General features: G+C 35.9%; 20 protein-coding genes and 1 tRNA gene. 18 read left to right on the top strand and 3 right to left on the bottom strand.

What is annotated here, in order from left to right; all coding sequences use genetic code 11:
• Positions 1–12: 12 nt before the first annotated feature.
• Entirely contained in the window at positions 13–879 is an 867-nt protein-coding gene (locus NCE97_RS04590) for a hypothetical protein (protein ID WP_353777718.1), read from the top strand.
• A 112-nt stretch (positions 880–991) separates the two neighbouring features.
• Here the strand turns inward: NCE97_RS04590 and NCE97_RS04595 are convergent.
• A tRNA-Pro gene (locus tag NCE97_RS04595) sits at positions 992–1066 on the bottom strand.
• Positions 1067–1161: 95 nt separating this feature from the next.
• Here NCE97_RS04595 and NCE97_RS04600 point away from each other — a divergent pair.
• From NCE97_RS04600 to NCE97_RS04645, 10 genes are all read left to right on the top strand, one after another.
• Entirely contained in the window at positions 1162–2265 is a 1104-nt protein-coding gene (locus NCE97_RS04600; protein WP_353777719.1) for a PQQ-dependent sugar dehydrogenase, read from the top strand.
• Positions 2262–2678 carry a c-type cytochrome gene (locus NCE97_RS04605; protein WP_353777721.1) on the top strand — a complete coding sequence of 139 codons (417 nt, stop codon included), beginning with the start codon at positions 2262–2264 and terminating at the stop codon, positions 2676–2678. The genes NCE97_RS04600 and NCE97_RS04605 overlap by 4 nt, the downstream gene beginning before the upstream one ends.
• Before the next feature lie 47 nt (positions 2679–2725).
• Positions 2726–3331 (top strand): uridine kinase, encoded by a 606-nt coding sequence (gene udk / locus NCE97_RS04610; RefSeq protein WP_353777722.1) that lies wholly within the window; start codon positions 2726–2728, stop codon positions 3329–3331.
• Complete coding sequence (locus NCE97_RS04615) at positions 3332–3670, top strand: FtsB family cell division protein (RefSeq protein ID WP_353777724.1); 339 nt, start codon at positions 3332–3334, stop codon at positions 3668–3670. It begins immediately after the preceding gene.
• A complete protein-coding gene (locus tag NCE97_RS04620) occupies positions 3663–5048 on the top strand; it encodes a methylmalonyl-CoA mutase subunit beta (protein WP_353777725.1) in 1386 nt (461 codons plus the stop codon). Before NCE97_RS04615 ends, NCE97_RS04620 begins: the two co-directional genes overlap by 8 nt.
• Complete coding sequence (locus tag NCE97_RS04625) at positions 5041–5685, top strand: hypothetical protein (RefSeq protein WP_353777726.1); 645 nt, start codon at positions 5041–5043, stop codon at positions 5683–5685. Before NCE97_RS04620 ends, NCE97_RS04625 begins: the two co-directional genes overlap by 8 nt.
• Positions 5685–7808 carry a methylmalonyl-CoA mutase gene (gene scpA, locus NCE97_RS04630; RefSeq protein WP_353777727.1) on the top strand — a complete coding sequence of 708 codons (2124 nt, stop codon included), beginning with the start codon at positions 5685–5687 and terminating at the stop codon, positions 7806–7808. The genes NCE97_RS04625 and scpA overlap by 1 nt, the downstream gene beginning before the upstream one ends.
• 24 nt (positions 7809–7832) lie before the next feature.
• Positions 7833–8186: a hypothetical protein gene (locus tag NCE97_RS04635; protein ID WP_353777728.1), complete on the top strand. Its 354-nt coding sequence runs from the start codon at positions 7833–7835 to the stop codon at positions 8184–8186.
• 155 nt (positions 8187–8341) lie between these two features.
• Positions 8342–9535, top strand: a complete 1194-nt coding sequence (locus tag NCE97_RS04640; protein WP_353777729.1) for a hypothetical protein — start codon at positions 8342–8344, stop codon at positions 9533–9535.
• 2 nt (positions 9536–9537) lie between these two features.
• On the top strand, positions 9538–10989 hold the full coding sequence (locus tag NCE97_RS04645; RefSeq protein WP_353777730.1) for a hypothetical protein: 1452 nt from the start codon (positions 9538–9540) through the stop codon (positions 10987–10989).
• A 70-nt stretch (positions 10990–11059) separates the two neighbouring features.
• Here the strand turns inward: NCE97_RS04645 and NCE97_RS04650 are convergent, their stop codons facing one another.
• Positions 11060–13822: a M16 family metallopeptidase gene (locus NCE97_RS04650; RefSeq protein ID WP_353777731.1), complete on the bottom strand. Its 2763-nt coding sequence runs from the start codon at positions 13820–13822 to the stop codon at positions 11060–11062.
• 115 nt (positions 13823–13937) lie between these two features.
• Here NCE97_RS04650 and NCE97_RS04655 point away from each other — a divergent pair, with 115 nt between their 5' ends.
• The 7 genes from NCE97_RS04655 to NCE97_RS04685 all read left to right on the top strand — a co-directional run bounded on the left by NCE97_RS04655 (position 13938) and on the right by NCE97_RS04685 (position 20322).
• Positions 13938–14822 (top strand): SDR family oxidoreductase, encoded by an 885-nt coding sequence (locus NCE97_RS04655; RefSeq protein ID WP_353777732.1) that lies wholly within the window; start codon positions 13938–13940, stop codon positions 14820–14822.
• Positions 14823–14915: 93 nt separating this feature from the next.
• Positions 14916–15683 (top strand): ParA family protein, encoded by a 768-nt coding sequence (locus NCE97_RS04660; protein WP_353777733.1) that lies wholly within the window; start codon positions 14916–14918, stop codon positions 15681–15683.
• The gene (locus NCE97_RS04665; RefSeq protein WP_353777734.1) at positions 15683–16582 is read left to right on the top strand and encodes a ParB/RepB/Spo0J family partition protein; all 900 of its coding nucleotides are present in this window, start codon (positions 15683–15685) and stop codon (positions 16580–16582) included. The genes NCE97_RS04660 and NCE97_RS04665 overlap by 1 nt, the downstream gene beginning before the upstream one ends.
• A 79-nt stretch (positions 16583–16661) precedes the next feature.
• Positions 16662–17177 carry a DUF5683 domain-containing protein gene (locus NCE97_RS04670; protein WP_353777735.1) on the top strand — a complete coding sequence of 172 codons (516 nt, stop codon included), beginning with the start codon at positions 16662–16664 and terminating at the stop codon, positions 17175–17177.
• Complete coding sequence (dapB, locus tag NCE97_RS04675; protein ID WP_353777736.1) at positions 17178–17882, top strand: 4-hydroxy-tetrahydrodipicolinate reductase; 705 nt, start codon at positions 17178–17180, stop codon at positions 17880–17882.
• A gap of 218 nt (positions 17883–18100) precedes the next feature.
• Positions 18101–19705, top strand: a complete 1605-nt coding sequence (gene lepB / locus NCE97_RS04680) for a signal peptidase I (RefSeq protein WP_353777737.1) — start codon at positions 18101–18103, stop codon at positions 19703–19705.
• Between the two features lie 2 nt (positions 19706–19707).
• A complete protein-coding gene (locus tag NCE97_RS04685; protein WP_353777738.1) occupies positions 19708–20322 on the top strand; it encodes a WbqC family protein in 615 nt (204 codons plus the stop codon).
• Here the strand turns inward: NCE97_RS04685 and NCE97_RS04690 are convergent.
• On the bottom strand, positions 20319–21338 hold the full coding sequence (locus NCE97_RS04690) for an endonuclease/exonuclease/phosphatase family protein (RefSeq protein ID WP_353777739.1): 1020 nt from the start codon (positions 21336–21338) through the stop codon (positions 20319–20321). The two genes, NCE97_RS04685 and NCE97_RS04690, sit on opposite strands and share 4 nt — an antisense overlap.
• Positions 21339–21340 lie beyond the last annotated feature (2 nt).

Below are 21340 nucleotides of genomic sequence, written 5' to 3' on the forward strand. Positions count from 1 at the left end.
CACTCAGCAACGATGAACAAAATAAAAAGATATGGAGTCTTGTTAATTGCCTTATTCTGTATTCAATTCACATATTCGCAATGGACAAAAGAAAAAGGGAAAGGTTATTACAAACTTTCGGCATGGTACCTTAATACAGACCAACATTATACTGGCTCTGGAGATATTGATCCTAATGCAACCCGAAGTTATTTTAACTTAAACTTTTATGGAGAATATGGTATTTCAAAAAAATGGAACGCCATTGCTTATATTCCTTTTTTTAGCAGAACCACTCAAAACGATATTCTATCAGGTACTACTGGTCAAGTATTAAGAGAAGGAGAAGCGATAAATTCTATTGGTGACATAGAACTGGGAATAACTTATGGGATTCTCAATAAAAATTCTTGGGCTTTATCTTCTACTTTGAAGCTTGGCATTCCAACAGGAAATGACTCTGGAGGATCCGATGGTAGTTTCCAAACAGGTGATGGCGAGTTCAATCAACTAATACAGCTCAACCTGGGTAAATCTTTTTCTATCTCTAACTTACCTGTGTATTCTAAACTATATCTTGGATTTAATAACAGAACTAATAATTTTTCTGATGAAATAAAAACAGGATTAGAGATTGGAGCACAGCCATGGAGAGATAAATTATGGCTTGTTGCAAAATTTGATGTCAACCAATCCCTAAACAATGGCAGTATTGATGCTACTAATGCTCAAGGTAACATCTTTGCAAACAATATAGAGTATGTTAACCTAGGTGGCGAAATTGCTTACTATATCAATCAAAAAATAGGAATATCATTTAATTACACTTCTGCAATAAGCGGCCGAATTGTAGCTGCCAATCCATCCTTCTCGGCAGGATTATTTTTAGATGTAAAATAGTATAGACCGAATTAATTCATAAGATTTAATTTCTTACAACAATATAAAAACCAAAAAAACCCTGTAAATCATATGACTTACAAGGTTTTTGTTTTCTATAGCATTCTTTTAGTCGGGGTGGCAGGATTCGAACCTGCGACCTCCGCGTCCCAAACGCGGCGCGATAACCGGGCTACGCTACACCCCGAAATTGGTTATCAAAACAGGAGTGCAAATATATGATAATTCTTTGTTCTCAAAAGAATATTTATTTATTTTTAAACAACTTTCTTACTTTTAATTATGGCCTTCAAATACAAATTGTCTTTTCTTATTATTGTCGCAGTATTATTGACTTGCGCGCAAAAGAAATCTGAAAAGGCAGATCAAAAATCTTATGAGGTTGTAGTTTCAGGTTTAGACATTCCATGGGGTTTTACATTCTTACCTGATGACTCGATACTTATCACTGAAAAAACTGGTCAACTTATTCATTTCAAAAACGGAAAGAAAACAACTATACAAGGACTTCCCGAGATTTATGTAAGAGGACAAGGCGGATTGATGGATATTACTTTACATCCCGACTATGAAAACAACGGTTGGTTATATTTCTCGTATGCTTCTGAACAAGGACAAGGAAGCGGTGGAAATACGTCTATTATGAGAGCAAAACTTTCTGGAAATAGTTTGACTGATAAAGAAGTACTCTATAAAGCAAGTCCAAACTCAAGGCGAGGCGTTCATTTTGGATCGAGAGTTGTATTTGATAATGATGGTTATCTATATTTCACGATTGGTGACCGAGGCAATAGAGATGTTAATCCTCAGGATATTACCAGAGATTGTGGAAAAGTCTATCGCATAAATGATGATGGCAGTATTCCTAGCGACAATCCTTTTGTGGATACAAACAAAGCTAAGAAAGCCATCTATTCTTATGGACATCGAAATCCACAAGGCATGACATTACATCCTGAAACTGGAGACATCTGGACACACGAACATGGCCCAAAAGGTGGAGATGAAATAAACATCATCGAAGCAGGCAAAAACTATGGTTGGCCAAAAATAAGTTATGGCATTAACTATAGTGGCACTAAGTTCACTGAACATACAGCATTACCAGGAATGGAGCAACCATTACATCACTGGACACCTTCCATTGCGCCTAGTGGTATGGTCTTCATTTCAAGCGATATTTATGGAGATTGGAAAGGTAAATTACTGGTTGGCTCGCTTAAGTTTAGATATGTAAGCCTATGTACAATTCAAAATAACAAAGTGACAAAAGAAGAACCTATTCTGGAAGGCTTGGGCAGAGTTCGTTCCTTTGAAGAAGGACCTGATGGTTATATTTATGTTGGTATTGAAAATCTAGGAATAGTAAAACTTCTTCCCCAATGATTAAATCTCTATTAAAAATAACATGCCTCGCATTCGTGGTTTTCTCTTGTAAAACTGAAACAAAAGAAGTAGCACAAGTAGACTTCAAATCGAGTTATAATTCTGGAAAGCAAGTCTATCAGGATCTTTGTATTAATTGCCATTTAGATAACGGAAAAGGTGTTTTAAAAGCCTTCCCTCCACTAGCTGATTCCGATTACTTAGAAAACAACCAAATTGAAAGTATTAAAGGCATCAAATATGGTATGCACAAAGAAATCACTGTAAATGGCATTGTGTATAAAGGTAATATGGCAAAACAAGGGCTTACCGATAAAGAAGTGGCAGATGTTATGAACTACATAAACAATTCTTGGGGTAATGATTACGGAACGTTCATAACCGTTGAAGAAGTTTCAAAAGTTCAGCCTTAAATTCTCATGTAAATACGTATTTTTGCCCTGTTGATAATCGATTTTTTATGCTAATCATTGGAATTGCTGGTGGTACTGGTTGCGGTAAAACTACAGTAGTAAATCAAATACTTAATGAACTCCCTGAAGGTGAAGTTAGTGTCATCTCACAGGACTCCTATTATAACGACACGTCTCACCTATCGTTTGAAGAACGTGTACAAATAAATTTTGATCACCCAAGATCCATAGATTTTGATCTTCTTGTGCAACATCTCAAAGAGCTAAAACAAGGAAAACCAATCGATCAGCCTGTATACTCGTTTGTTCAGCACAATCGTACAGGAGATACTATTCATACACTACCAAGAAAGGTTATGATTGTAGAAGGTATTTTAGTGATGTCTAATCCAGAGTTGCGAGATATGTTCGATATAAAGATTTTTGTGCATGCCGACAGTGACGAGCGATTAATAAGACGATTGAAAAGGGATATTACAGAACGTGGAAGAGATATAAACGAAGTTTTATCACGCTACCAGAATACTCTTAAGCCAATGCATGAGCAATTCATTGAGCCTATGAAAGAGTATGCAGACATTATTATACCAAATAATAAATACAACACCGTTGCAGTTGATATTGTGAGAACTATTATTAACGAAAGACTCTAAATGCCAGACCAGAAGAAAACAAAGCGCATCATAAAACCAATGAAGAATGTATACGCAATCATTTTCATAATCTTTGCGATATGGATGCTATTCTTCGATGCACATTCTTTGTTTATTCATCGTGAGCTCAATGCTGACATCGACCAGCTAGAGAATGAAAAGGAGTATTACAAACAAGAGATCAAGAAAGATAGTCAAGGCATAAAAGAGCTAAGTACAGAAGAAGGCATAGAAAAACTGGCTCGCGAACAATATTACATGAAGAAAGAAAACGAAGAGATTTACATCATAGAATACGAAGATAGTATCGCTAAACAAAAGAAAAAGAAGAATGACTAAGCCATTGTTTAATGAGTTTCCAGAAGTATCTTCAAAACAATGGAAACAAAAAATTCAAGTAGATCTTAAAGGTGCGGATTATAACGATACGCTGATTTGGAATACCAATGAAGGTATTGATGTAAAGCCATTCTACCATTCTGATGAATTCGATGAATTTAATACCATCCCAAAAACCAAGACTACTTGGAAAATTGGAGAAACCATTATAGTAGATACAGCCGTAGAAGCCAATTCTAAAGCTATTGATAGTCTACAAAGAGGCACAGAAGCTTTAACATTTGTTATTACTCAAAGCGATATTGATATTCAGCAACTTCTCAAGGGAATAGATTTAGATGCAATTCCTGTTCATTTAGAAACCACATTTCTTTCAGATAAGTTTGTTACTTCGAGTATGGACACTGAGCCAAGTCGAAGTGCTATCGAGAAGTCTCATTTGTACTTCAACACTGACATCATTCACAACCTAGCCAAATCTGGGAATTGGTATTCAAACTTAAAAAAAGATCACCTTAGTTTTGAAGCTATTGTGAAATCGACAAATCAGATTACTGTTGATGCAACGCTATATCAAAATGCAGGTGCTACCATTATACAGCAACTTGCCTATGCATTAGCACATGCAAATGAATACTTAAATCATTTTGAAACCCGTTTAGACGAAAAATCTAAAAGCACGCTAACTTATGTGTTCAAGGTTTCAGTTGGTACTAACTACTTTTTCGAAATTGCCAAGCTAAGAGCATTACGATTATTGTGGCAATCTCTAGCTTCAGAATATAATATCAATTCAAGCTGTAAAATTATTGCGCAGCCTTCCAAACGTAATAAAACCATATACGACTACAACACTAACATGCTAAGAACCACTACTGAGTGCATGAGTGCAATTCTTGGTGGTGCCGATGAAGTGTATAATTTACCTTACGATGCTATCTATCATAATCCAAATGAATTTGGAGATCGCATCAGTAGAAACCAGCTATTGGTATTGAAACGAGAAAGCTATTTTGATAAGGTTGAAAATGCATCAGATGGTGCTTATTATATCGAAAGCCTTACAGAACAATTAGCAAATAAAGCGTTAGAACTTTTCAAAGACATAGAAAGTAATGGAGGCTTTCTATCACAATTGAAAGAAGGTACAATACAACGAAAAATAAAAGAAAGTGCTGCAAAAGAGCAAGAACAATTCAACGATGGAACCCTTGTCCTACTAGGCACAAACAAACATCCAAATACTAACGATAAGATGAAGGATAATTTGGAGATCGATCCATTCCTTCAAAAAACAAAAAGAAAAACACTCATAGAACCGATCATAGAAAAGCGATTGAGTGAAACCACAGAAAAAGAGCGATTGAAAGATGAATAAAAGAATAAAACAAATAGCATTTTTTGCCTTAATCGGCATTTTAGTATGCTCCTGTAATGACATTTCTAAAGGAGCACAAGGATGGATGGCAGATGTCAATGAAGGCGATAACCTTGAAGGCACTTATCATTTTTTAGAGAATGATGGTATCAAGGTATTCTTGCCAAAGGTATTCGAACGTTATTCAGCAGTAGACTATGAAAAAGTACTCGATTCTATAGTAAGTAAGGAAAATATTGAAGTAGAAAAGAAAAGGCTCAAAGAACTGAGGGATATGGATGGTAATTTCTATATCTATTTTGAACCTGAAAGCTTTTCGTCACTTACAGTAAACACTCTAGAATACATGCCTTTACGTAAAGAAGATGCACAGCAGTTATTAGGTATCATGAGACAATCATACGAGGAGTTAATAAAGGATACCAAGCTATCGTATAAAAAGGTGACAGCTAGTTATAGCGAAGCTGCTAGTGTACAGGTGTTCAAAGCAATATTTAAAGTAAAAAATCCTAGTGAAAAAAAGGAGTCTTACCAAACCAATTATTTTGTAAGCTCAAACGATAAAACATTCTTTATTAAACTGATTACAGGTAACGAAGTAAACTTTGACCCTTACCTAAAAAAGATCATTTTATAATGTCTAGGAAGAACGTTCAACATATTAACCTAAAGGTAGAAGGCGACAGTCAAAAGACTAAAGATTCAGAGTCCTTTATGACTGCTGAGGACATTCCTGTGAAGTCATCTTATTCTAAGGATGATATCAAAGACTGTGAGCACCTCAACTTTGTTGCTGGTATAGCGCCAAACCTCAGAGGTCCTTATTCTACAATGTACGTCCGTAGACCTTGGACCATACGTCAATATGCTGGTTTTAGTACTGCTGAAGAAAGTAATGCCTTCTACAGACGAAACCTTGCTGCTGGTCAAAAAGGCTTATCAGTAGCATTCGACTTGGCAACGCACAGAGGTTACGACTCCGATCATGAACGTGTTGTTGGTGACGTTGGAAAAGCTGGTGTAGCTATTGATTCTGTTGAGGACATGAAGATTCTATTCGATCAGATTCCTTTAGATAAAATGTCTGTATCCATGACCATGAATGGTGCTGTGTTACCAATCATGGCATTTTATATTGTCGCTGCCGAAGAACAAGGTGTATCTTCCGAGTTATTGGCAGGAACCATACAAAATGACATTCTTAAGGAATTCATGGTGAGGAATACATATATCTATCCGCCTACACCATCGATGAAGATTATCTCGGATATCTTTAAGTATACGAGTCAGAATATGCCAAAATTCAATAGTATTAGTATTTCTGGTTATCATATGCAGGAAGCTGGTGCTACTTGTGACATTGAATTGGCTTACACCTTGGCAGATGGTTTAGAGTACATTAGAAAAGGCTTAGAAGCTGGAATGGATATAGATACCTTTGCGCCTCGCCTATCATTCTTTTGGGCTATTGGTATGAATCATTTCATGGAAATCGCTAAGATGAGAGCTGCTAGAATGCTTTGGGCTAAGCTGGTAAAACAGTTTAATCCTAAGAATCCAAAATCTTTAGCGCTACGAACACATTGCCAAACCTCTGGTTGGAGTTTAACAGAGCAAGACCCTTTCAATAATGTTGCGCGCACAACCATCGAAGCTGCTGCAGCTGCCTTTGGAGGTACACAGTCGTTGCACACAAATGCTTTAGATGAAGCGATTGCATTACCAACAGATTTCTCTGCCAGAATAGCCAGAAATACACAGATATTCCTTCAAGAAGAAACGCATATTACGAAAACCGTTGATCCCTGGGCGGGAAGTTATTATGTTGAAAAACTCACACATGATATCGCTCAGAAAGCATGGCAATTGATAGAAGAGGTTGAAAACCTTGGAGGCATGACCAAAGCCATTGAAGCTGGTATTCCAAAACTTCGTATCGAAGAAGCTGCTGCGCGTAAGCAAGCACGTATCGACTCTGGACAGGATATTATTGTTGGTGTGAATAAATATCGTTTAGAAGAAGAAGATCCATTACACATTCTAGAAGTGGATAACCAAACGGTTCGCAATCAACAAATCGAACGTCTCAATCATATTAAATCTACCAGAAATTCTGAAGCTGTAGAAATAGCATTAGCCAAATTGACTGAAGCTGCAAAATCGGGTGAAGAAAATTTACTAGCTTTAGCTGTTGAAGCAGCTAGAGCGCGTGCAACTCTTGGTGAAATTAGCGATGCTCTTGAAGCTGAGTTTGGACGTTATAAAGCACAAATAAAATCATTTTCAGGCGTGTATAGCAAAGAAATAAAAGACGATGATTCCTTCAAAAAAGCTAGAGAACTAGCAGATACCTTTGCGGAACAAGATGGTCGTAGACCTCGTATCATGATTGCCAAAATGGGACAAGATGGTCACGATCGTGGTGCCAAAGTAGTCGCGACTGGTTATGCAGATGTTGGTTTCGATGTGGATATTGGCCCACTCTTTCAAACGCCACAAGAAGCTGCAAAACAAGCTGTAGAAAATGATGTACATATTCTTGGTGTCTCATCATTAGCGGCAGGGCACAAAACTTTAGTACCACAAGTGATTGAAGAACTCAAAAACTATGGTCGTGATGACATCATGGTTATTGTTGGCGGCGTGATTCCTAAGCAAGATTATCAATACTTATTCGATGCTGGCGCAGTTGCAGTCTTCGGTCCTGGTACAAAAATCAGTGATGCTGCAATTAAGATTCTGGAGATTTTGATTGATTAATCTAAATAAGAATTCATTTAACTTATGAAATGTTATAATCATACTAATGTAGAAGCTGTTGGCATTTGTAAAAATTGCAATAAAGGAATTTGCCCTGAATGTTTAACTGAAATACCAAATGGTATTGCTTGTACAAGTTCATGTGTTGAAGAATTGAAATTAGTGAATGAGTTAATTAGTAAAAATGTAAGATCTAGAAATTCGGTTGCTGGTTCTTATCGCAGAGGTGCATTATTGCATGGTCTCATGGGAATCGTCTTCTTAGTTTATGGTATAATGGATGGAAAACATATATGGTTCATTGAAATAATGGGAATCATATTCTTATTTTTTGCTGCGATTAACTTATATAATTCTACCACAAAAAACACCAATTAAGAATAGTAAAATAAAAAAGCCCTTCAATTTTGAAGGGCTTTTCATTTCAACAGTGTTAATGATTAATCATCAATTTTTTAGCTTTTTCTTAATGGTATGTAAGTAAAAACTTCCAAAAATAAAATCGTAAATTAGCGCTCTTTAAAAATTTAATCATGAAAAGAACTTTTGTTTTTGTTTTAGTAACAATACTCTCTTGTGCTGGTATCCAAGCTCAAAGAGCATTATCTGAAAAGGTAGACTATTTTAGTTTAAGAACACCAAACAATCCTTTAGACGAATCAATAAAGACTTATAAGGTTATCGTAGAAACGCCTTATACGTTAACTGTAGAAGAGTTAAATGCAAAATCTCTTGAAGATTTTGAAAAAGAAAAAGAAAACTATGCAAATGTGGTGGCTGAAAGTGAAAAAGAATATGAAGAACGTCTGGCTAGCTATGATGATGATGTAAAAAAAGCTGAGGCTCGTTATGATAAGGAAATGAAAGACTTTAAGGAGCTCTCACTTTTAGAACGTTTAGCACTTACAGATCAAGGCAAGAAACCTAAACTTAAAGTACCTGCAAAACCAACTTATGTAAAGCCTAGGGAACCAGTATACGTAAAGCCGAACTTGGACGACCACCTAATTTTTGACAATCAAGTATTGGCAGATGGTGTTGAGCTATTGGGATATGAAAAAGGTAGTGACATTCTCTTTATAATCAATATCTCTAAAATGGTTTTTCAGGATAATGGTGGGCAAACTTTTTATAGTCAGCCAACTAGCCTAAAAGTACTTAAAGGTGCTGAAACTATTGCTGAAAAGAACTTTGATGAAGAATTCAAATTTTTAACTTCATCTTCTAGCAATACCATAAATCTAGACCGTTATGAGAAAAATAACGTGAATAAAATTATGAAAGAGATATCTCAATATATCAACGAAGAATTTGGATATATTCCTGTAGCTTCTTCAATAAAAATTGAATATCCAAAAAACAGAAAGCGTGAATACGATATTCTGGAAAATGCTAAAATAAAAGCTATTTCTGCTTATAGAAAACTTAGAAAGGACGCTTCTTTTGATACCAGAGCACGCTCAAAATCAGAGCTAGAGGCAGTTAGAGACATTTGGAAATCTGAACTTGCTAAAGTGGATTACAAAGACAAAAAGGCAGTTATGAATAAGCAAGTTGCAAAAATGATTTTTTTCAACTTAATGCGTGTAGACATTAGCTTGAAAGATAAAACTCAGGCCGAAGAAACGCTTAACATGATGCAAGAAAGACGTATTGATCTAGATTTAAATTACGACGAAAAGGCTAGATTCACGCGTTTAGAAGAACAAGTCTATAATATGGATTAATTATGATAAAAAAGACACTACTCCTCTCTCTAGCTTGTTTAACCTTTTTATCAGGTTTTGCACAAGAGTTTAAAACTGAAAAGAGTTCATATTTCACCAAAGAAAGTGAAAAAGACATCTACAAGATTGTATTTCCTTCTGCTTATGGTTTTATGACTTTACATCATCTAGACAATGTCTTTATGGATATTAAGAAAACCATGGTGTTGACTAAATATGATCAGGAAATGAACTCAATAGAATCGATGTCTTTCAATTTACCTAAATTGAATCTCCGTCCTTCAGATCTATTAGATGTTATCGAATTAGAAGGTCAGCTAATTTTTCTATCTAATGTAATGGATAAAAAGTCTGGCGTAAATCAAATAAATGCACAAGTATATTCTCAAAAAGAAAATACTGTAGGAGATCATATTACTTTGTCTTCTTTTCCAATTGAAAAGTATTCTAAATCTGGATTTTATGACATTGCCATTTCTCCAGACCAATCAAAAATTGCAATTGTTGCAAACATGCCTTTCGTAAAAAAGACAAAAGAAAAGGTAAAAGTTTGGGTTTATGATAATCAGTTAAATTTACTCTGGGAACAAAGTGAAACTCTAAGTTACCCAAGCGAAAGAGCCTATCAGGAAGAGGTATTCGTGCAGAATTCTGGTGTAGTAGTAATGAGCAAAGTTATTGATGCTTATAAGAAGAGCCGAAAAACCCAATTATTAAGCTTCAATGGGAACAGTGTTGAAGATCAAACTTTTTCGTCTGCTGGTTTCTTACCAATGGAGATGACATTAATTGATGTTAATGGAAAGTCTATGCTTACTGGATTTTTCTGGAATGGAAAAAAAGCAATAATAAAAATCAATAGTAAAGAAGGCAATGATAACGATGGTGCTTTCTTATATGATCTAGATTCTAATAACCTGATTGGTATCCATGAATGGAGTGAATCATTAAAATCTGATGATCTTAAAAGCCTTCATGTTGTTGATGCAAAAGTTGTAAATGATGATATTTATATCATTGGAGAAAAACAACTGAAAAAAAGTGAGTTTAGAAAAACTGGTGGTACGACATCAACTGAAATGGATTATTTCTATACTTATGGATCTAGCGTTATTGTAAATATGGACACTAAAGGGACTTTAAAAAGTTTTACTCCTTTATTTAGTTCTAAACAGTATAAAAACTATGAAAAAGAAAAAGGCTCCATGACGGCTTTGTTCTTAGAAAACGGACTTAGAGTATTTCATAACAATAATAGTCATCTAGCATTAAGCACTTATTTTACAGAAAACCCTGGTAAATTTTACCCTACCAGAGTTATTCCTTATGAGCATGGGCAAGCCAAGCTCCCTTATATATTACCACAAACAGTAAGAGAGGTAAAAAATTACGGTATGGTATATTACATGACAAAAGCTAGAGATCGCTATTGGTTCAATAAAATGACATGGTAAACATGTTGCCATATAACTAAAAAAAGGCCCTTCAGATTGAAGGGCCTTTTTATTTCAACAATGATGATGATTAATCATCAACCTTTTCGTCTTTATTCTTGATTTCGAAGTTTTCGTAATCTCCAGCATTGACTACAGACCACTCTTCAAAATTCTTAAAGTACGTTTTAATCGCCTTGTTTACATCTTCAACAGTAAGGTTCTTCACCTTTTCTTCGATGCCTTTTTGGAACATCATGTCTCTGTCATAATACAAGTTATTGTTTAATGTACTTGCCAATTCATTGTCCTTAGCTCTAGATACACTCTGCGCTTGTACCCAACCTTTAACAGCATCATCTAACTCTTGCTGTGTGATGCCATCTTTAATGAAACGGTCAATTTCTTCCTTAAATCCTTTCTGAACTTTAGCTTCATTTTCTGGTGCGTAAATCGCGTAGATATACATCGCTGAGTTTTTGTCAACTTTGTCACTATCTACATTAACACCTCCACCAGCACCATAGCTGACACCATCTTGCTGACGTAATCTGGTTGCAATACGAGAGTTCAAGAAACCACCTCCAAATACAGAACCAGCAACTTGTAACGCCGCATAGTCATCATCGTACTGACTACACTCAAAGTTTAAGAACCCAAGCGTAAAGGCATTCTTCTTGTCTGGAGTCTTTATCTTTTCGTTAGTTGGATTGTTTACCGCATAAGGATCTTTAATCTCAGAATATGGTAAATCCGATTTAAAGTCTGCAAACTCTTTTTCAAAGAAAGACTTTAACTCTTGCTCGTCAATATTACCAATCGCAATTAATGTGGCATTGTTTGAGATTCCGTAGAAATCATCATAATACGCTTGTAGATCAGCAGTAGTAACATTATTGATAGATGCTACTTGCTCTTCTAAACTCATGTTGTAAAGAGGATGTCCTTTTTTGTACTTTTGGTTAATCTCTCCTAGTCGCTTCTGCACCAAGAACTGTGGCTCAGTTTTGTTACGCTCAATGTTAGCAATATCCTGAGTTTTTAGTTTTTCCAGTTCAGCAGCGTCAAATGCAGGTGTTTTTAGCATTTCTGCCATTAACTTTAAGGTTTCCATTAAGTGCTCCTTAGTAGACGTTACATAAGCAAAGGTTCTTCCGTTAGACCCACTGAAACTTACTGAAGACTTCAATTCACTCAATCTGTCCTCAATATCTTGTCTCGACTTGGACTTGGTCCCTTTGTTCAACATCCTAGCAGTGTAGCCTGCAACACTTCCTTTGTTCATTAAATCATCAACGGTTCCATTTCTAAATGCGAAGTTTACATTTACAGTTTCTCCACGATTGTCCTTTTTGATGAAACCATATTCAATGTTGGTTCCTCCAAGCATTCCAGAGTCAAATCTGTTTTGGATGTTCTCATAAGACACATCAAACGCTTCACCTGCTCCGAATCCTTCTTTTCCTTTGTAGTTGGTTACCAACTCCTCTAAACCTTCAGTATGAGGTATCTCTATACGCATAGGCTGTTTTGTTGGCAAGAAGTTTCCAACAGTTCTATTGGTCTTAATGAAGTAACGACTCAACACATCGTTTACTTGCTCTAATGTTGCAGCTTCGACACGATCTCTGTGGATAAACATTAATCTCCAGTCTCCTGCCCCAATAAACTCACTAGTAAACGTTCCTAAGAACGAAGAGTTACGACTCATTTGGTCTATTTGCTTCGCTAAATTTGCCTTAGCTCTTTTTAGTTCTTCCTCTGTAATCGGATTGTCTCTAAGACCATCAAAGATGCTTAATAATGTTTCTTCAGCTTCAGCTAGAGATTTATCCGAAGGTACATCTACATTGAAGTACATAAAGCCAGGCTCTTTAGTGAATGGTGAAAAACTCCAAAGCGACGATGCTTTCTTGCTTTCAACCAAAGCCTTATACAATCTACCTGAAGGTTGATCAGTTAAAATGTTTTCAACAATAGCTAACGGTGCATAATCTACATGAGATCCTGCTGGTGTATGGTATAATGCAGACACTAACTGTAAGTCTCCTACTCTACTAAGCTCTACACGCTTTTCTCCATCTTGTGGTGGCTCAATAGTTGGCACATCTATTAAAGGTGTGTCAGGATTTTTGAGACCTCCAAACTTCTTTTGGATTAAGGCTAAAGTCTTTTCAGTATTAAACTTACCAGTAACCATTAACACGGCATTATCTGGTCTATAATACTTTTTGTAGAATGCTTTTAGGTTTTCAATAGGTACACGCTCTATATCAGATTTGTTTCCGATAGTAGATTGTCCATAGTTATGCCATAAGAATGCAGAACTAATTACCTTTTGCATTAATACGCCAGTTGGCGAATTCTCTCCAGATTCGAACTCGTTTCTTACAACTGAAAATTCAGATTCTAAATCTTTCTTAGCAATGTAAGAGTTAACCATACGGTCTGCTTCTAAGTCCAAAGCCCAGTCGAGATTCTCGTCAGTAGCATTGAATGTTTCAAAGTAGTTTGTACGATCGTACCACGTAGTTCCATTTGGTCTTGCTCCATGAGCTGTCAATTCTTTTGGGATGTCTGGATGATTAGGCGTGCCCTTAAACACTAAGTGCTCTAATAAGTGAGCCATACCTTTTTCTCCGTAACCCTCATGTCTAGAACCTACTCTGTATGTAATATTAACTGTGATGGTTTGTGAAGAATTATCTGGAAACAATAGTACTTTAAGACCATTGTCCAGCATGTATTCAGTAATACCTTCAACAGAAGCAGTTTGTTTTGGTTGTGCTTGCAGAGTAACTGACAAGCAGAGTGCCATTAATACTAAAATGGCAGCGCGAATGTTTGTTTTCATGTAAGGGAATTTTAATGATAGCTATAAATTTAGAGATTTAGAATGGACTTTTGTGTTAAAAAAATGTTGATTCTTAATTATTTAATTGGCTATCTTTAGCACTAAACCCTTATTTATGTCCTATACACAAAAAATGCTTCGCGATAATGCTTTAGAAGGAAAATCTATTGTAGTCACTGGTGGCGGAAGCGGTCTTGGTAAAGCAATGACCAAATATTTCTTAGAACTTGGCGCCAAGGTTGCCATTACATCTCGAAATTTGGAAAAGCTTGAAAACACTGCAAAAGAACTAGAGCAAGAAACTGGCGGAACTTGCTTACCATTACAATGCGATGTAAGACATTATGCTGAAGTTGAAGCCATGCATAAAAACGTTATTGATGCTTTTGGAACTGTAGATGTTCTTTTGAATAATGCTGCAGGAAATTTTATTTCACCTACAGAACGTTTATCTGCAAATGCCTTTGATGTGATTATAGATATAGTCCTGAAGGGAACCAAAAACTGCACACTCGCTTTTGGCAAACATTGGATTGATGCTAAACAAACCAATACATCTGTATTGAATATCGTTACCACTTATGCCTGGACAGGTTCTGGTTATGTAGTTCCTAGTGCTGCAGCAAAAGCAGGCGTATTGGCTATGACTAGAAGTTTGGCTGTAGAATGGGCAAAATACGGCATGCGCTTTAATGCCATTGCTCCGGGGCCATTCCCAACTAAAGGTGCATGGGACAGATTGCTGCCAGGAAATCTGAAAGACAAATTCGACATGGCTAAGAAGGTGCCATTACAACGTGTCGGTGAGCATCAAGAACTTGCAAACCTTGCAGCGTATTTGGTATCAGATTTTTCAGCTTATGTCAATGGTGAAGTCATAACGATAGATGGTGGCGAATGGCTAAAAGGTGCTGGTGAGTTTAATCTATTAGAAGATATTCCAACCGAAATGTGGGACCAATTGGAAGCTATGATAAGAGCAAAAAAGACTAAGTCATAACGATACGTTAATGTTGACCAGTTGTTAACAAGTTCTCCTTTAATTACTCGTAAATAATTGTATTTTTACCCTAAGAAAAACCAAATCACTTTAATGGGTAAAATCATTGCAATTGCCAATCAAAAAGGCGGTGTTGGCAAAACCACTACATCAGTTAACCTAGCAGCTTCTTTAGGTGTTCTGGAAAAAAAAGTCTTACTTATCGATGCCGATCCACAAGCCAATGCAACATCTGGTTTGGGTATTGATGTAGATAGTGTCGAAATTGGTACCTATCAGCTTTTAGAACACACTGCAAGTGTTAACGATTGTATCGTGAATTCAAATTCTCCCAATGTCGATATAATTCCCTCGCATATAGATTTGGTTGCGATTGAAATAGAATTAGTAGACAAGGACGAGCGTGAGTATATGCTCAAGAAAGCTATTGAAGACCTCAAGGCCTCTTACGATTATATCCTTATCGATTGTGCACCTTCATTAGGCTTATTAACGCTCAATGCACTAACAGCTTCTGACGCAGTAATCATTCCTATTCAATGTGAATATTTCGCACTTGAAGGTCTTGGGAAATTACTGAACACAATTAAAAGTGTACAAAAGATACACAATCAGAACTTAGACATTGAAGGCATGTTACTAACGATGTACGATTCGCGCTTACGTCTCTCTAACCAAGTCGTTGAAGAAGTTCAGAAACACTTCAATGATATGGTGTTTGATACGATCATACAGCGTAATGTGCGTCTTGGTGAAGCACCAAGTTTTGGTGAAAGCATTATTAATTACGATGTAGGTAGTAAAGGTGCAGCAAATTACTTAAGTTTGGCAAAGGAAATCATCACTAAAAATGAGATGTAATGGCGAAGGCGACAAAGAAACAAGCACTAGGAAGAGGACTTTCCGCACTTCTTAAAGATCCAGAAAACGATATAAAATCCGTACAGGATAAAAACGCAGACAAGGTTATAGGCAATATTGTTGAGCTAGAACTTGGTAGTATTGAGGTGAACCCGTTTCAACCTAGAACCAGTTTTAATGAAGAAACCTTGCGAGAGCTTGCAAGTTCTATTAAAGAACTTGGAGTTATACAGCCTATAACGGTACGAAAGCTTGGCTTCAATAAATACCAGCTGGTTTCTGGTGAACGACGCTTTAGAGCTTCTAAGCTTATTGGACTGGAAACAATTCCTGCTTACATCAGAATCGCCAATGATCAGGAGTCACTAGAAATGGCTTTGGTGGAGAACATCCAGAGACAAGACTTAGATCCTATAGAAATAGCACTCTCCTATCAACGACTTATTGATGAAATTAAGCTAACTCAAGAGCAAATGAGTGAGCGCGTTGGTAAGAAGCGCTCTACGATAGCCAATTATCTTCGTCTCCTCAAGTTAGATCCTATCATTCAAACAGGAATGAGAGATGGTTTTATCTCTATGGGTCATGGTAGAGCACTTTTAGCTATAGAAAACCAAAGCGAGCAGTTAGATATTTACGAGAAGATTATTACCAATAAATTATCTGTTCGCCAGACAGAAAGTTTGGTAAGGAATTTTCAAAATCCTGAAGAAACCACTAAGGCTGAACTTCCAGAAGTTCCTAAACATATTAAAAAAGGCATAAAAGAATTTTCTGAATACTTTGGGCACAAAATAGACGTTAAAGTATCAAAAAATGGAAGTGGAAAAATTACGATTCCTTTTCATTCCGAAGAAGATTTTAACCGCATCAAAAAGCTTTTACGCAGTGCCAAATAATTTAAAATATATTGTTTTATTAATTACCATTTTTTGTTTTGAATTCAATTATTCTCAACAAAAAAATGACAGTCTTAATGTGCAGATTGACAAAAGGTTAGTTGTCACTAACGATACCATTGCTCGAAAGCCTATAGATCCTCTAACACCCTCTAAAGCAGCTTTCTATTCGGCAGTATTGCCTGGACTTGGTCAGGCCTATAATAAGAAGTACTGGAAAATTCCAATAGTATATGCAGCAATAGGAATACCTGTATATTTCTATATTGATAATAATAGAGAATTTAAGCGTTATAGAAATGCATACAAAAGACGCTTAGCAGGTTTTACTGACGATGAATTTTTTGGAGAAGGCTCTACGCCTTTGGTAAGTGACGACGGTTTAATTAGAGCCCAACAGCAATTAAAACGAAACAGAGAGCTTTCTATACTCATTGCCATAGGTATGTATGCGCTCAATATCATAGATGCTAACGTAGATGCTCACCTACTACAGTATAATGTAGATGAAAACCTAGCTATTAAACCCCATTTTCAATACAATCAATGGGAAAACTCTTCAGATTTAGGGCTCACACTTAACTTTAAGTTTTAGATGAATATAGCTTTACTAGGTTACGGAAAAATGGGACAAACTATAGAGCAAATAGCTTTACAAAGAGGTCATACCATTACTTTAAAAACTACGAGTAAAACTGAAGACTATTCATTCGAAAATGTCGATGTTGCTATAGACTTTAGCATTCCTGAGAGTGCTTTTAAGAATATAAACAAAAGCATCAAATCAGGTATCCCAACTATTTCAGGAACAACAGGTTGGTTAAATAAATATAATGATATAGTTGAACTTTGTAAGTCTGAAAACGGTGCGTTTTTATATGCCTCGAACTTTAGTCTTGGTGTCAATCTTTTTTTTGAACTCAACACCTATTTGAGTAAGCTAATGAAAGATTTTCAGCAATATGATATTGCATTAGAAGAAATTCATCATACACAAAAGTTAGATGCTCCTAGTGGCACTGCTATTTCTTTAGCTAACGATATTATTAAAGAAACTGATCATAAAAATTGGACATTAAATACTCCTAAAAGTGACGAGATAGGTATTACCGCTAAACGTATCGAAGATGTTCCAGGCACACACATCATAGAATATACATCCGAAATTGACTCCATTGAGATAAAGCATACAGCTCACAATCGCTTAGGATTTGCATTAGGCGCAGTAATTGCTGCTGAGTGGATTGTTGACAAAAAAGGCGTATTTTCGATGAAGGATGTGCTTAATATTAATTCTTAATGTTGAATGATTAATGAAGAATGATCTAAAGGATAGACGAGAGTTGCTTTTGGTTGGAGTTCATTGTAGATGAAAAGCTTTCTTCATTAGAAAACTGTAAATCTTTGTTAAATGAAGCAGACGAATTGACTAGGATTTTTATTTCATCTAGAAAAACTGCAAATTTGAACCTTAATAATTAATCAATTGTCATTTGACAATTATCATTTTAAAGAATTATGACTTGGACCGGATGGTTAATCTTTTTATTGATTATTCAAGTAATTCATGGCTTAGGCACATGGAAACTCTATGTTAAAGCAGGAAGAAAAGCCTGGGAAGCCTTTGTACCAGTGTACAACGCTGTGATCTTAATGAAGATTATTAATAGACCTTGGTGGTGGACTATCCTCCTCTTCTTGCCAATTGTAAATTTAATTATGTTGCCTTCTGTATGGGTAGAAACTGCAAGAAGCTTTGGAAAAAATAGTCTAACGGATACTATTTTGGCCATTGTTACCCTTGGTTTTTACAGTTACTATATTAGTTATGCTACAGATGCTAAGTATATAGAAAATAGAGACCTCAAACCACAAACATCTGCTGGGGATTGGATAAGCTCTATCTTATTTGCTGTTGTAGCTGCAACCATAGTACATACCTACTTTTTTCAACCTTATGTAATACCATCCTCATCGTTAGAAAAGTCTTTATTGGTAGGAGACTTTCTTGTCGTAAGCAAAATGCATTATGGTGCCAGAGTGCCGATGTCTACAGTAGCAGCACCTATGGTACATGATACAATTCCTTTACTTAAGAAAAAGTCTTATTTGTTTAGCGATGAGTATGACAAACGAGAAACCTCATGGAAGAATAAATTACAGTTGCCTTATATGCGCCTTCCTGGCTGGGATAAGATTGAGCGTAATGAAATTGTAGTGTTCAATCAGCCTGCTGATACTTTGCAGGACATGAACGATTTCACACCAGATCGTAATTATTACAAGCCTATTGATAAGAAAACCAATCTTGTAAAGCGCTGTGTTGGTATAGCTGGTGATACTTTAGAGATTAGAGACGGCTACGTCTATATCAACGGGAAACAAAATGAACTGCCAGATAGAACACAATTGCAGTTCTCTTATTATGTACAGTTCAAAAGGCAGTTAAGTGGTCAAGACATATATAGAATCCTTAAGAGATATGGTATTAATGATGGCATAGGTCTAGATCAAAAACGCCAAGAATACTTTATAGCTGCTGCTACTGAGGATGAAATCGCCAAACTTAGAAATCACCCTGATATAGCTTCGGTAAGCACTAGAAAAGCCGAAAAAGGAGAATGGGATAGAGACGTTTTCCCTAGCGACCCTAATTACAATTGGAATACCGATTTCTTTGGGCCATTATACATCCCAAAAGCTGGTACAACAACACCATTAACGATTGAGAATCTTCCAATTTATAAAAGATTGATTACGGAATACGAAGGCAATACACTTAATGTTAATGGTAACCAAATACTCATTAACGGAAGCCCAGCTACCTCATACACCTTCAAACAAGATTATTATTGGATGATGGGAGATAATCGTCATAACTCAATTGATGCAAGGCGTTGGGGCTTCGTACCTTATAACCATGTCGTTGGAAAACCAGTATTCATTTGGATGAGTATCGACAACTTTAATGATGGTATTAAAAACTGGAAATTCCGTTGGGACCGTATCTTTACTACTGTACATGGATCTGGGAAACGTGTGTCGTATTTAATTCCATTTTTGGTGGTAATCCTTGGCTGGTCTGTATTCAATAGAATACGAAAGCGTAGAAAAGCAAAGTAATCATGTTACTTCACTTAGCTTACTTTCCAAACATCGCACATTTTGCGTCAATGGTGCAATCGGATGCTATTAATTTTGAAGTTTGCGATACGTATACCAAACAGACTTATCGAAATAGAGCATGTATTTATGGTGCCAATGGAAAGCTTCAGTTAAACATCCCAGTAAATCATTCTCAAAAAGAACGCCAATTGTATAAAGATGTGAGAATCGCTAATGATACCAAATGGCAAAGCCAGCATCTTAAATCTTTACAATCTGCTTATCGTACCTCACCTTTCTATGAATACTATGAAGATGAATTAAGCCCTTTATTTGAAACTAAGGCTGAATTCTTGATGGATTTTAATTTTAAATGCTTGAATGTGATTGCTGATTGCCTACAATTGGATTTGAACTACACACTTACGGAAACATTCAAAAAGGACTCTATTGACATGTTAGATTATAGATCATTAATTCATTGTAAAAAAGAGGTGAGTCAAAATCTACAGTCTTATACACAAGTATTTAGCGATAAGCATGGTTTTATTGACAATCTCAGTATTTTGGATTTGCTATTCAACGAAGGTCCAAATGCATTGAATTACTTAGAGCAACAACATATAGTTAATTAAGGTAATGCTACCTGACTCATGATGGGAAAGTGATCAGACAATTTCTTATTATAGTTCTTAAATCCATTAATCTCAAAAGCCTCATCTGCCAGAATAAAATCTATTCTTACAGGAAATAGTTTAAAGTCGAAGGTCTTTCCAAATCCATTACCAGCTTCTTCAAAAGCATCCACTAATTCGCCTTTAATTTCTTTATACACATATGAATACGCAGTATTATTGAAATCGCCACAGATAATCATTTTATAAGGACATTTCTGCTTGTGTTTTAAAAACAATTCTGTCTGTAACTGTTGTGTTTTGAAAGTATTCCCTACACGCTTGAATAAATTCTGAGAACTCTCTTTTTTCAGTTCTTCTACATCTGTATTAATTCCTGAAGACTGTAGATGCAAGTTATATATTCTTATGGTGTCATTATGCTTTACAATATCTACAAAAATGGCATTATTTGAAGTCTCAGGAAATTCGATAGACCCTGAATTCACTATAGGAAATTTTGAAAATATAGCTTGACCAGTTGTTGCCTTTTCAGTTGAAGCCGCTTCAAACTTATAATATCCTTCAAGATCAATCTTGCTTTTTAGATAATGCTCTTGCAGGCTTAATACATCTGGTTGCTCGAGAGAAATAAATTTCACAAACTCTTCCTTCACATCTACATCTTCTATCCAATTGAAAAGATTAAACAGCCTCACATTATAGCTCATTACTGAGATATTCTTTTCGGAATCAACTTGCTTGGAAGATGAGAACTTATATAGTGAAAACACATAACTATAACCCAAAATCAAAACTATCAAAGACAATAATAATTGTCGCTTTACCTTTAGCAGCCAGTAGATTACGAATAGTATATTGATGATAATCAGAATTGGTACTGCTAAACTCAATACCGATAGAAATGCAAATTTTTTTGGTGGAATATAAGGCAGAATGTAAGAGAGCAATAACATTGTTGCTGCGAGACTGTTGATAAAGAACATCAACTTATCTAACCCTCTTAGTCGTTTCATAT

This window comes from Winogradskyella sp. 3972H.M.0a.05 (assembly GCF_040493455.1).
Lineage (GTDB): Bacteria > Bacteroidota > Bacteroidia > Flavobacteriales > Flavobacteriaceae > Microcosmobacter.